This window comes from Pseudomonas sp. PB105 (genome assembly GCF_009764655.1).
In the GTDB taxonomy this organism is placed as follows: domain Bacteria; phylum Pseudomonadota; class Gammaproteobacteria; order Pseudomonadales; family Pseudomonadaceae; genus Aquipseudomonas; species Aquipseudomonas cyclaminis.
The window spans coordinates 79,094-91,628 of the sequence record NZ_RWIO01000026.1 but is presented as its reverse complement, the minus strand read 5'-3'; the positions used below and the strand labels follow the sequence as shown (position 1 = coordinate 91,628).

Sequence of the window (12,535 nt, the reverse complement as noted above, 5' to 3'; positions counted from 1 at the left end):
CCATGGCCGAGAGCGAGAGTGGTCAGGACAAAACAGAAGACCCCACGGAGAAACGTAAAAAGGACTCCAGGGAAAAGGGCGAGATTGCGCGCTCCAAAGAACTCAATACCGTCGCCACCATGATGGCCGGTGCCGGCGCCCTGCTGATCTACGGCGGTGGCCTGGCGCTGGATCTACTGGAGTTGATGAAGCACAACTTCACCTTGCCCCGCGAAGTGTTGCTCAATCCTGATGCCATGGGGCAATACCTACTGCACTCGGGCAAGATCGCGATCCTGGCGGTGCAGCCGATCCTTATCACTTTGCTGCTGGCTGCGTTGATCGGCCCGGTCGCCCTCGGCGGTTGGCTGTTCGCCGCGGGCAGCATGGCGCCCAAATTCAGCCGCATGAACCCGGCGGCGGGCCTCAAGCGCATGTTCTCCGCCAAGGCCCTAGTGGAGCTGCTCAAGGCCCTGGCCAAGTTCATCCTGATTCTGTTTGTAGCGCTGATGGTATTGTCGTCCGACATCGACGACCTGCTGCGCATCGCCCATGAACCGCTGGAGTCGGCGATCATCCACAGCGTGCAGGTGGTCGGCTGGAGCGCGCTGTGGATGGCCGCCGGGCTGATCATCATTGCGGCCGTGGATGCGCCGATCCAGCTGTGGGAAAGCCACAAGAAACTGCTGATGACCAAGCAGGAAGTGCGCGACGAACACAAGGACCAGGAAGGCCGGCCCGAGGTCAAGCAACGCATCCGCCAACTGCAGCGGGAAATGTCCCAGCGCAAGATGATGGGCGCGGTGCCCGACGCCGATGTGGTCATCACCAACCCGACGCACTACGCCGTGGCCCTCAAGTACGACCCGGAGAAGGGCGGCGCGCCGATGCTGCTGGCCAAGGGCAGCGACTTCACGGCCTTGAAAATCCGCGAAATCGCCGTCGCCAACGACATCCTGTTGCTCGAATCCCCGGAACTGGCGCGGTCGATCTTCTACTCCACCGACCTCGACCAGGAAATCCCGGCCGGGTTGTACCTGGCGGTGGCCCAAGTACTGGCGTATGTCTATCAGATTCGCCAGTACCGCGCAGGGAAGGGCAAACGCCCGGATCCGCTCAAAGACCTGCCGATCCCTCCGGAATTGCGGCGCGATTCCTGATTTATTCGACTACCACCGATCGACAATCTCCGTCTACCTGTCAACTTTGACAGTAGCCAGTATCACCTTCTCGCTGTTTTATAGCCTTCAGGCACTGCGCAATAAGATGCAGGAAGTGAGGTGATGCAGTTGTTTACAGGCAGAGTCAAATTTTATGACCCGCAGACCGATAGAGGCTCTATTGCGCCGGATGGTGGTGGGGATGAGGTGCCAGTAGATCTGCTCAGCTCGGAGGGCCGCAAGCTTTCGCAGGGCCAGAAAGTGTCGTTTCGGATGATTCATCGGCCCGATGGCATCTATGCATGCGACATCAAACTGATCTGACGAAACCGGTGCAGGTCCTTAATTGAAGTGTACGGAGAACGGCGATGGCGACGGGTACGGTGAAGTGGTTCAACGCGGAGAAGGGCTTTGGTTTTATTACCCCCGATGACAAGAGTGCTGACTTGTTTGTCCACTATTCGGCAATCACTGGGGAGGGGTTCAAGACCCTTGAAGAAGGCCAAAAAGTAGAATTCGAGGTGTCACAAGGACAAAAAGGCCCGCAGGCCGCAAATATAAAGCCTGTTTAAAGGCTCGAATGTGGGAGCGGGCTTGCCGCCTCCCACATTTGGATTTCTTGCATCCGCGATATTTCGGGCGTCTGTAGCGATCCACACCCTCAAAGGCAAAGTTGGAAGGCTTCTTGCAATACCGCCTTCAGGACGCCTCCCGGCGTCAAAAGTTTGCTTCAAGGAAACGAGGAATACCGGTGGTGGATCGCTCTCAAATGCTCGGCACGGCCCGTACGACCCTGACTGACCTCTCGCGAGGCAATCTGGGTGTGCCGTTGTTGTTGCTGGTGATGCTGGCAATGATGATGTTGCCGATGCCACCGTTCCTGCTGGACGTGTTCTTCACTTTCAACATTGCCCTCTCCGTCGTGGTCCTGCTGGTCTGCGTGTACGCCTTGCGGCCGCTGGATTTTGCGGTGTTCCCGACGATCCTGCTGGTGGCAACCCTGCTGCGACTGGCGCTGAACGTGGCGTCCACCCGCGTGGTAATGCTCCACGGCCAGGACGGCCACGCCGCCGCCGGTAAGGTGATCCAGGCGTTCGGTGAGGTGGTGATCGGCGGTAACTATGTGGTCGGTATCGTGGTCTTCGCGATCTTGATGATCATCAACTTCGTGGTGGTGACCAAGGGCGCCGGGCGGATCTCCGAGGTGAGCGCGCGCTTTACCCTCGATGCCATGCCCGGCAAACAGATGGCCATCGACGCCGACCTCAACGCCGGCCTGATCGACCAGAACCAGGCCAAGAGCCGCCGCCTGGAAGTGGCTCAGGAGGCCGAGTTCTATGGTTCCATGGACGGTGCCAGCAAATTCGTGCGCGGTGACGCCATCGCCGGCCTGTTGATTCTGTTCATCAACCTGATTGGCGGTATCGCCGTCGGTATCTTCCAGCACGGCATGACCTTCGGCGATGCGGGCAAGGTGTACGCCTTGCTGACCATCGGTGACGGTTTAGTGGCGCAATTGCCATCACTGTTGTTATCTACAGCTGCGGCCATCATGGTGACCCGTGCGTCGGGCTCCGAAGACATGGGCAAGCAGATCAGCCGGCAGATGTTTGCCTCGCCGAAGGCCCTGGCCGTGGCGGCGGGCATCATGGCGATCATGGGCATCGTGCCGGGCATGCCCCACGTCTCGTTCCTCAGCATGGCGGCCCTGGCCGGCGGTGGCGCGTACCTGTTCTGGAAGAAGCAGAACCAGGTCAAAGTGATTGCCCAACAGGAAATCGCGCGCCAGCAGGAACTGTTGCCATCCCCGGCCCGCGCCCAGGAAACCAAGGAGTTGGGCTGGGACGACGTGACCCCGATCGACATGATCGGCCTGGAAGTCGGCTACCGTCTGATTCCGCTGGTGGACCGCAACCAGGGCGGCCAATTGCTCGCGCGGATCAAGGGGGTGCGCAAGAAGTTGTCGCAGGACCTGGGCTTCCTGATGCCCACTGTGCACATCCGCGACAACCTCGACCTGGCCCCGAGCGCCTACCGCCTGACCCTGATGGGCGTGATCCTGGCCGAAGCCGAGATCTACCCGGACCGCGAGTTGGCGATCAACCCCGGCCAGGTGTTCGGCAGCCTCAACGGCATTACCGCCAAAGATCCGGCTTTTGGCCTGGAAGCGGTGTGGATCGAAATCAGCCAGCGCAGCCAGGCGCAATCCCTGGGCTACACCGTGGTCGACGCCAGCACCGTGGTTGCGACCCACCTCAACCAGATTCTGTACAAGCACTCCCACGAGCTGATCGGCCACGAGGAAGTCCAGCAATTGATGGGCTTGCTGGGTAAAGCCTCGCCAAAACTGGCAGAAGAGCTGGTGCCGGGTGTGCTGTCGCTGTCGCAATTGCTCAAGGTGCTGCAGGCGTTGCTGGCCGAACAGGTGCCGGTACGCGACATTCGCAGCATTGCCGAGGCCATCGCCAACAACGCCGCCAAGAGTCAAGATACTGCCGCGCTGGTGGCTGCGGTGCGTGTCGGATTGTCCCGCGCAATCGTGCAAAGCATTGTAGGGCTTGACTCCGAGCTGCCTGTGATCACCTTGGAACCAAGGTTGGAACAAATATTGCTCAATAGTATTCAGAAGGCAGGACAAGGCCAGGAAGAGGGCGTTCTGCTGGAGCCAAGCATGGCTGAAAAGCTGCAGCGCTCGTTGATCGACGCCGCGCAGCGCCAGGAAATGCAGGGCCAACCGGTGATTCTGCTGGTGGCAGGCCCGGTCCGCGCGATGTTGTCGCGTTTTGGACGCCTGGCAGTACCGAATTTGCACGTTTTGGCTTATCAGGAAATTCCTGACAACAAGCAAGTGACTATCGTCGCGACAGTAGGGCCCAACGGCTGAGGGTAGTGGGTTATGCAAGTGAAGCGTTTTTTCGCCGCCGATATGCGTCAGGCCATGAAACTGGTCCGTGATGAGCTGGGCGCCGACGCCGCGATTATCGGCAACCGTCGTATTGCCGGTGGTGTCGAGCTGACGGCTGCCCTGGATTACACCCCCTCGGCACTGGCGCCCCGTGTGCCGAACATGGAGCTCGAAGACGAGCTGCGCAAGACCGCCTCGCGCATCGTCTCGGCCCAGGCTGAACTGAGCATGCGTGGCGACAGCGATACCACCACCAACCGCCAGTTGTTCGCCGGCCTGCCGCTGACCGCTGCCGAGCCGCTGGTTGAGCCGACCTTCGTCGAGCCGCCGCGTCCTGCCGCGCCAGCCCCGGCCGCGGCTGTCGACCAGCGTGTGTTCGACTCGATGCGCTTTGAACTCAACGGCCTGCGCGAACTGCTCGAAGTGCAGCTCGGCTCGCTGGCCTGGACGCAACTGCAAGGCAGCAAACCGCAACAGGCCAACCTGTGGCGCCGCCTGCAACGCATCGGCTTGTCCGGCCCGTTGTCCCGCGACCTGCTGGCCCTGACCACCGAAATCGAAGAACCACGCCAGGCCTGGCGCATGTTGCTGGCCCACTTGGCGCGGATGATTACTACCCCGGAAATCGAACCCCTGGAAGAGGGCGGTATCATTGCCATGGTCGGCCCTGCCGGCATGGGCAAGACCACCACCCTGGCCAAGCTGGCAGCGCGTTATGTGCTCAAGTACGGCGCGAACAACATCGCGCTGGTGAGCATGGACAGCTACCGCATCGGCGCCCAGGAGCAACTCAAGACGCTGGGCCGCATTCTCAATGTGCCGGTGACCCACGTCGACCCGGGCCAATCCCTGGCCAACGCCCTCGACCCGCTGCTGCGCAAGCGCGTGGTGCTGATCGACACCGCTGGCCTGCAAGCCAGCGACCCGGCGTTGCGCATGCAGCTGGAAAGCCTGGCCGGGCGTGGCATCAAGTCGAAAAATTACCTGGTGCTTGCAACCACCAGCCAGAAACAGGTTCTTACCGCTGCGTACCATAGCTACAAGCGCTGCGGCCTGGCCGGTTGCATCCTGACCAAACTGGATGAAACCGCCAGCCTGGGCGAAGTGTTGAGCCTGGCTATCAGCCATGAACTACCGGTTGCCTACCTGACCGACGGGCCGCGGATCCCGGATGATCTGCATCTGCCGCGCCGTCATCAGTTGGTCAGCCGCGCCGTCAGCGTGCAAATGCAAGAAGAGCCTAGCGAGGAAGCGATGGCCGATATGTTCGCCGACCTCTACCACAACCCGGCAAAACGGGTCGGTTGAAGTCAGGATGAACACCGTGAAATGTACCTACATCGATGGTCTGCAAGCGATTCACGCGGCCAAGCCATGTAGCCTGCGTCTAAGCAAGACAAGGTAAAGAAATAAAATGGGCAGCATGCATCCCGTACAGGTGATCGCGGTGACCGGCGGCAAAGGTGGCGTCGGGAAAACTAACGTGTCAGTGAATTTGTCCCTGGCCCTGGCAGAGCTTGGCCGTCGCGTCATGCTGCTGGACGCTGACCTGGGGCTGGCGAACGTCGACGTTTTGCTGGGACTGACGCCCAAACATACCCTTGCCGATGTGATCGAAGGGCGCTGCGAGCTGCGCGATGTGCTGCTCCAGGGCCCCGGTGGGATCCGCATCGTGCCGGCCGCCTCCGGCACCCAGAGCATGGTGCACCTGAGCCCGGCGCAACATGCCGGCCTGATCCAGGCATTCAGTGATATCGGCGACAACCTCGACGTGCTGGTGATCGACACCGCCGCCGGGATCGGCGAGTCCGTGGTCAGCTTCGTGCGCGCCGCGCAGGAAGTGTTGCTGGTGGTCTGCGATGAACCCACCTCGATCACCGACGCCTACGCCCTGATCAAACTGCTTAACCGTGACTACGGCATGAACCGCTTCCGCGTCCTGGCCAACATGGCCCAGAGCCCGCAGGAAGGGCGCAACCTGTTCGCCAAGTTGACCAAGGTCACGGATCGCTTTCTCGATGTCGCCTTACAATACGTCGGCGCAGTTCCCTACGACGAGTGTGTGCGCAAGGCTGTGCAAAAGCAGCGTGCGGTCTACGAAGCGTTCCCTCGTTCCAAATGCGCACTGGCGTTCAAGGCTATTGCCCAGAAGGTCGATACCTGGCCGTTGCCCGCCAACCCACGGGGGCATCTGGAGTTTTTCGTCGAGCGATTGGTACATCAGACGAGCGCAGGACCGGTGCTATGACAGCGAACGGCTACAACGCCTACAAGAAGTCTGCCCGTGACAGTCAGGGTGAGTTGATTGAGCGCTATGCGCCGCTGGTCAAGCGTATCGCCTATCACCTGTTGGCACGCCTGCCTGCCAGCGTGCAGGTCGAAGACCTGATCCAGGCCGGCATGATCGGCTTGCTCGAAGTGTCGACCAAATACGACGCCAGCAAAGGCGCGAGTTTCGAGACGTATGCGGGCATCCGCATCCGTGGCGCGATGCTCGATGAGGTGCGTAAAGGCGATTGGGCACCGCGTTCGGTGCATCGCAATACGCGCATGGTCAGTGACGCAATTCGTGCAATTGAAGCAAAAACCGGCCGCGACGCTAAAGATCACGAAGTTGCGGCCGAACTCCAATTGAGTCTCGACGATTACTACGGGATTTTGAACGATACCTTGGGCAGCCGCCTGTTCAGTTTCGACGACCTGTTGCAGGACGGCGAACACGAAGGGTTGCACGAGGACGGCGCGAGCGCGCACATGGAGCCGTCACGTGACCTGGAGGATGAACGCTTCCAGGGCGCATTGGCGGACGCCATTGCCAACTTGCCCGAGCGCGAGCGGTTAGTGTTGGCGCTGTACTACGACGAAGAGCTGAACCTCAAGGAAATCGGTGAGGTCCTGGGGGTCAGCGAATCGCGTGTCAGCCAGTTGCACAGCCAATGCGCAGCCCGCTTGCGGGGGCGTTTGGGAGAGTGGCGAGCGCGCTGACAGGCAGTGTGGGGAGCACTGCAAAGCGATACCGCGATGGTGATAGGCCATCGCGGGTTCGATCCGTGGTGCCCCCGGCAGTCCTTTTTGTGTAATGCCTGTTGATTGAAATGGCGCGTCCAGGTGCTGGGCGCGTTTAAGACTGCTTGGAGGTCGAATTGGACAAGAACATGAAAATCCTCATCGTTGATGACTTCTCAACGATGCGGCGGATCATAAAAAACCTGTTGCGTGACCTTGGGTTCACAAACACGGTCGAGGCGGATGACGGCCTTACGGCGATTCCGATCCTCAACAGCGGGAGCATCGACTTTCTGGTAACGGACTGGAACATGCCGGGCATGACGGGCATCGACTTGTTGCGCCACGTGCGCGCCGACGAAAAATTGCGCAGTCTTCCCGTGTTGATGGTAACCGCCGAAGCCAAGCGTGAGCAGATCATCGAAGCCGCCCAAGCCGGGGTCAACGGTTACGTGGTCAAGCCATTCACTGCACAGGCCTTGAAAGAGAAGATCGAAAAGATCTTTGAACGCATCCACGGCTAATGCCATCGCGGGGGAGCTATGGAGCATAACGAATCGTCACAGGGAGACTTCGAGTCCACCCTGAAAAAGCATGCTCACCAGTTGGTCGACAGCCTTGAAAAAGGCCATTTCGGCGACGCGGTGCAGTTGATCCATGAGCTCAACCAGACCCGTGACCGCGGCCTGTACCAGGAAGTGGGCAAGCTCACACGCGAGCTGCACAGTGCGATCGTCAATTTTCAGATTGACCCGCACATGCCCCAGGCCGAAGAAATCTCGCAGATCACTGATGCCACCGAACGCCTGTCCTACGTGGTCAGGCTGACCGAGGCCGCGGCCAACCGCACCATGGACCTGGTGGAAAACGCCACGCCACTGGTCAATGGCATGGCCACTGAAGCCCAGGCGCTGAGCGTTGACTGGGGCCGCTTCATGCGTCGTGAAGTGGGGGCTGAAGAGTTTCGTGAATTGGCCCGTCGGGTTGACGGTTTCCTGTCGCGCAGCGAACAGGAAAACCGCACGGTCGCCAGCAACCTCAATGACATTCTGCTGGCCCAGGATTACCAGGACCTCACCGGTCAGGTGATCAAGCGCGTGACCCAGTTGGTCACCGAAGTGGAAAGCAATCTGCTCAAATTGGTGCTCATGGCTGGCCAGGTAGACCGTTTTGCCGGCATCGAACATGACCGCGAAGCGATCCTCTCTGAAAAAGATCCACAAAAACATCTCGCCAAGGGTGAAGGTCCGCAGATTCATGCCGATAAACGTGAAGACGTTGTGTCAGGTCAGGATGACGTAGATGACCTGTTATCCAGTTTAGGCTTCTAAGGAGCACCCACATGAGCTTCGGCGCCGATGAAGAGATCCTTCAGGATTTCCTTGTAGAGGCCGGCGAAATTTTAGAGCAACTGTCCGAACAACTGGTCGAGCTGGAAAGCCGACCGGATGATGCGAACCTGCTCAATGCAATTTTTCGCGGTTTTCATACTGTAAAAGGGGGCGCCGGCTTCCTCCAGCTCCATGAGCTGGTGGAGTGCTGCCACATCGCCGAGAACGTGTTCGACATCCTGCGCAAGGGTGAGCGTCACGTTGATTCGGAGTTGATGGACGTGATTCTCGAAGCACTGGATGCGGTCAACGGCATGTTCAGCGAAGTTCGCGAACGTGCCCCGATCACCGCGGCCACCCCGGAACTGCTGGCCGCCCTGGCGCGCTATGCAGAGCCGGCCGACACCACGGCAGCGCCGGTGGTCGAGGCTGAGCCTGAGCCGGTGGCGGAGCCTGAAGCGGACGTGACCGACAGTGAGTTCGAGCAGTTGCTCAACTCCCTCAGTGCCGTCAAGGCCGAGGCTGAAGCGCCGGCCGCCGTTGCCCCGCCAGCGGCGCCGACCAGCGAAGACATCACCGACGCCGAGTTCGAATCGCTGCTCGACCAGTTGCACGGCAAGGGCCAGTTCGCCGCCGATGCGGTGGCGCCTGTCGCGGCTGTCGAAGCACCTGCGGCCCCGGCCAGCACCGACATCACCGATGACGAATTCGAAGCCTTGCTGGACCAGTTGCACGGCAAAGGCACGTTTGCGGTCGACGCCCTGCCGGAAGTGGCGGCAGCGCCTGCTGCGGCCGCCAGTGCCAAGCCTGCGGACGATGGGTTGATCTCCGATCACGAATTCGAAGCGCTGCTGGACGATTTGCACGGCAAGGGCAAGTTCACCGAAGTCGCCTCGACGGCGGCTGTGGCCACGGCGGCACCGGTTGCCGCCAAGGCCGCCGCGCCTGCACCTGCCCCTGTGGCAGCGGCCAAGCCAGCCGCCTCGGCGCCAGCACCTGCGCGTGCTGCGGCGCCACCGCCACCGGAAAAACCTGCCAGTGAAGCCGAAACCACCGTGCGGGTTGATACCGCGCGCCTGGACGACATCATGAACATGGTCGGCGAGCTGGTGCTGGTGCGTAACCGTCTGGTGCGCCTGGGCCTGAGCAGTGGTGATGAAGCCATGCAAAAGGCCGTGTCGAACCTCGACGTGGTGACCGCTGACCTGCAAACCGCGGTGATGAAGACCCGGATGCAGCCGATCAAGAAAGTCTTCGGCCGCTTCCCGCGCCTGGTTCGTGACCTGGCGCGCCAACTGAAGAAAGAGATCAACCTGGAACTGGTGGGTGAAGAAACCGACCTCGACAAAAACCTTGTCGAGGCCCTGGCCGACCCGCTGGTCCACTTGGTGCGCAACGCGGTCGACCACGGCGTCGAAACGCCGGAAGAACGCGAAGCCTCGGGCAAGTCCCGTGGCGGCAAGGTGATTCTGGCGGCGGAGCAGGAAGGCGACCACATCCTGCTGTCGATCACCGATGACGGCAAGGGCATGGACCCGGCGATCTTGCGCAATATCGCGGTCAAGCGTGGCGTGATGGACAAGGACGCCGCCGACCGCCTGACCGACACCGAGTGCTACAACCTGATCTTCGCCCCAGGCTTCTCGACCAAAACCGAGATTTCCGACGTGTCGGGCCGTGGCGTGGGCATGGACGTGGTGAAGACCAAGATCAGCCAGCTCAATGGTTCGATCAACATCTACTCGACCAAGGGCCAGGGCTCCAAGATCGTGATCAAGGTGCCGTTGACCTTGGCGATCATGCCGACCCTGATGGTGATGCTGGGCAACCAGGCGTTCGCCTTCCCGCTGGTCAACGTCAACGAGATCTTCCACCTCGACCTGTCACGCACCAACGTGGTGGACGGCCAGGAAGTGGTGATCGTGCGCGACAAGGCGTTGCCGCTGTTCTACCTCAAGCGCTGGCTGGTTGCATCGGCTGCCCATGAAGAACAGCGCGAAGGCCATGTGGTGATTCTCTCGGTGGGCACCCAGCGGATCGGCTTTGTCGTCGACCAACTGGTTGGCCAGGAAGAAGTGGTCATCAAGCCTTTGGGCAAAATGCTGCAGGGGACCCCGGGCATGTCGGGTGCGACCATCACCGGTGACGGTCGGATCGCGCTGATTCTCGATGTTCCGAGCATGCTCAAGCGTTACGCCGCACGGCGTATTTGATTCTGGTGGGGCAGGGCGGTAATGCCCGCCCCACCTAACGGAGTGTTTATGGCAGTCAAGGTCCTGGTGGTGGACGATTCGGGTTTCTTCCGCCGCCGCGTCTCGGAAATTCTTTCCGCCGATCCAAGCATCCAGGTGGTCGGTACGGCCACCAACGGCAAAGAGGCGATTGATCAAGCCATTGCGCTGAAGCCGGACGTGATCACCATGGACTACGAGATGCCGATGATGGATGGCATCACGGCAGTCCGGCACATCATGCAACGCTGCCCGACCCCGGTATTGATGTTCTCCTCGCTGACCCATGAAGGCGCCCGAGTGACCCTCGATGCGCTGGATGCCGGTGCGGTGGACTTCCTGCCGAAGAATTTCGAAGACATCTCGCGCAACCCCGAGAAGGTCAAGCAAATGCTGTGCGAGAAAGTCCACAGCATTTCCCGCAGTAACCGTCGCAGCCTGTTCAGCGCGCCTGCGCCAGCGCCTGCCCCGGTAGCGCCTGCGGCTGCACCTACCAGTTCCTCGTTCAGTCGCCCGGCGCCTGCACCGGTTGCCCGGCCCGCGCCGCCGCCGGTACGCACCTCGGCACCGGCGGCTGGGCATTCCCATTCGCCAGCGCCCAAGCGCAAGGCCTACAAACTCGTTGCCATCGGTACGTCTACCGGCGGCCCAGTGGCCTTGCAGCGCGTACTGACCCAACTGCCGGCCAACTTCCCGGCGCCGATCGTGTTGATCCAGCACATGCCGGCGGCGTTTACCAAAGCCTTTGCCGAGCGTCTGGACAAGCTGTGCCGCATCAGCGTCAAGGAAGCCGAGGATGGCGACATCCTGCGTCCGGGCCTGGCGTTGCTGGCCCCGGGCGGCAAGCAGATGATGGTCGACGGCCGTGGCGCAATCAAAATCCTGCCGGGTGACGAGCGCCTCAACTACAAGCCGTGCGTGGACATTACCTTCGGTTCGGCAGCCAAGTCCTACGGCGACAAAGTTCTGGCGGTAGTGCTTACCGGCATGGGCGCCGACGGCCGTGAAGGCGCGCGTCTGCTCAAGCAGGGCGGCAGCGCGATCTGGGCCCAGGACGAAGCCAGCTGCGTGATCTATGGCATGCCGATGGCCATCGTCAAGGCTGACCTGGCCGACGCCGTGTACAGCCTGGACGACATCGGCAAGCATCTGGTGGAGGCCTGCCTCTGATGGATGTGTTGAGCCTGATCGGCATCACCATGGCGTTTGTCGCCATTATCGGCGGCAACTACCTCGAAGGTGGTCACCTCGGCGCGCTGGCCAACGGCCCGGCGGCGCTGATCGTGATCGGCGGCACTGTGGGCGCTGCGTTGTTGCAGTCACCGATGAGTTCGTTCAAGCGTGCGATGCAGATCGTGGTCTGGATTATCTTCCCGCCACGTGTCGACTTGGCCGGTGGCATCGACCGGGTGGTCAACTGGAGCCTCACCGCACGCAAGGAAGGCCTGCTGGGCCTGGAAGGCGTGGCGGATGCCGAACCCGACAGCTACTCGCGCAAAGGCCTGCAATTGCTGGTCGACGGCGCCGAGCCGGAAGCGATCCGCAGCATCCTTGAAGTGGATTTCTACACCCAGGAAAGCCGCGACATCAACGCCGCCAAAGTCTTTGAAAGCATGGGCGGCTACGCGCCGACCATCGGCATCATCGGCGCAGTCATGGGCCTGATCCACGTGATGGGCAACCTGGCCGATCCTTCCCAATTGGGCAGCGGTATTGCGGTGGCGTTCGTCGCGACTATCTATGGTGTGGCCAGTGCCAACCTGGTGCTGTTGCCGGTGGCGAGCAAGCTCAAGTCGATTGCCATGCGCCAATCCCGTTACCGCGAGATGTTGCTCGAAGGCATCCTGTCGATTGCCGAGGGCGAGAACCCGCGCTCCATCGAATTGAAGCTCCAGGGCTTCATGGATTGATGGGGATGCTTTC

At 60.9% G+C, this 12,535-nt stretch carries 12 protein-coding genes; all 12 read left to right on the top strand.

Features of this window, described 5'->3' with window-relative positions:
- The first annotated feature begins 2 nt into the window (after positions 1-2).
- The 12 genes from flhB (at position 3) to EJD88_RS03750 (ending at position 12,522) form a co-directional block, all read left to right on the top strand.
- Positions 3-1,139 carry a flagellar biosynthesis protein FlhB gene (gene flhB, locus EJD88_RS03805; RefSeq protein WP_099584134.1) on the top strand — a complete coding sequence of 379 codons (1,137 nt, stop codon included), beginning with the start codon at positions 3-5 and terminating at the stop codon, positions 1,137-1,139.
- 123 nt (positions 1,140-1,262) lie between these two features.
- Positions 1,263-1,463, top strand: coding sequence for a cold-shock protein (locus tag EJD88_RS03800; protein WP_158876876.1), 201 nt, complete (start codon positions 1,263-1,265; stop codon positions 1,461-1,463).
- 44 nt (positions 1,464-1,507) lie between these two features.
- A complete protein-coding gene (locus EJD88_RS03795) occupies positions 1,508-1,711 on the top strand; it encodes a cold-shock protein (protein WP_099584136.1) in 204 nt (67 codons plus the stop codon).
- Between the two features lie 197 nt (positions 1,712-1,908).
- Positions 1,909-4,023: a flagellar biosynthesis protein FlhA gene (flhA, locus tag EJD88_RS03790; RefSeq protein ID WP_178117141.1), complete on the top strand. Its 2,115-nt coding sequence runs from the start codon at positions 1,909-1,911 to the stop codon at positions 4,021-4,023.
- Positions 4,024-4,035: 12 nt separating this feature from the next.
- A complete protein-coding gene (gene flhF / locus EJD88_RS03785; protein ID WP_099584137.1) occupies positions 4,036-5,352 on the top strand; it encodes a flagellar biosynthesis protein FlhF in 1,317 nt (438 codons plus the stop codon).
- Positions 5,353-5,458: 106 nt separating this feature from the next.
- Positions 5,459-6,292, top strand: coding sequence for a flagellar synthesis regulator FleN (gene fleN / locus EJD88_RS03780; RefSeq protein ID WP_003192912.1), 834 nt, complete (start codon positions 5,459-5,461; stop codon positions 6,290-6,292).
- Positions 6,289-7,029, top strand: coding sequence for an RNA polymerase sigma factor FliA (gene fliA, locus EJD88_RS03775; protein WP_015885174.1), 741 nt, complete (start codon positions 6,289-6,291; stop codon positions 7,027-7,029). Before fleN ends, fliA begins: the two co-directional genes overlap by 4 nt.
- Positions 7,030-7,199: 170 nt before the next feature.
- A complete protein-coding gene (locus EJD88_RS03770) occupies positions 7,200-7,574 on the top strand; it encodes a chemotaxis response regulator CheY (protein ID WP_160385018.1) in 375 nt (124 codons plus the stop codon).
- An 18-nt stretch (positions 7,575-7,592) separates the two neighbouring features.
- Positions 7,593-8,381 carry a protein phosphatase CheZ gene (locus EJD88_RS03765; RefSeq protein ID WP_099584138.1) on the top strand — a complete coding sequence of 263 codons (789 nt, stop codon included), beginning with the start codon at positions 7,593-7,595 and terminating at the stop codon, positions 8,379-8,381.
- An 11-nt stretch (positions 8,382-8,392) separates the two neighbouring features.
- Complete coding sequence (locus tag EJD88_RS03760; protein WP_158876872.1) at positions 8,393-10,594, top strand: chemotaxis protein CheA; 2,202 nt, start codon at positions 8,393-8,395, stop codon at positions 10,592-10,594.
- A 48-nt stretch (positions 10,595-10,642) separates the two neighbouring features.
- The gene (locus EJD88_RS03755) at positions 10,643-11,782 is read left to right on the top strand and encodes a chemotaxis response regulator protein-glutamate methylesterase (RefSeq protein ID WP_158876870.1); all 1,140 of its coding nucleotides are present in this window, start codon (positions 10,643-10,645) and stop codon (positions 11,780-11,782) included.
- Positions 11,782-12,522, top strand: coding sequence for a flagellar motor protein (locus EJD88_RS03750; protein ID WP_099584141.1), 741 nt, complete (start codon positions 11,782-11,784; stop codon positions 12,520-12,522). The genes EJD88_RS03755 and EJD88_RS03750 overlap by 1 nt, the downstream gene beginning before the upstream one ends.
- The last annotated feature ends 13 nt before the right edge of the window (positions 12,523-12,535 follow it).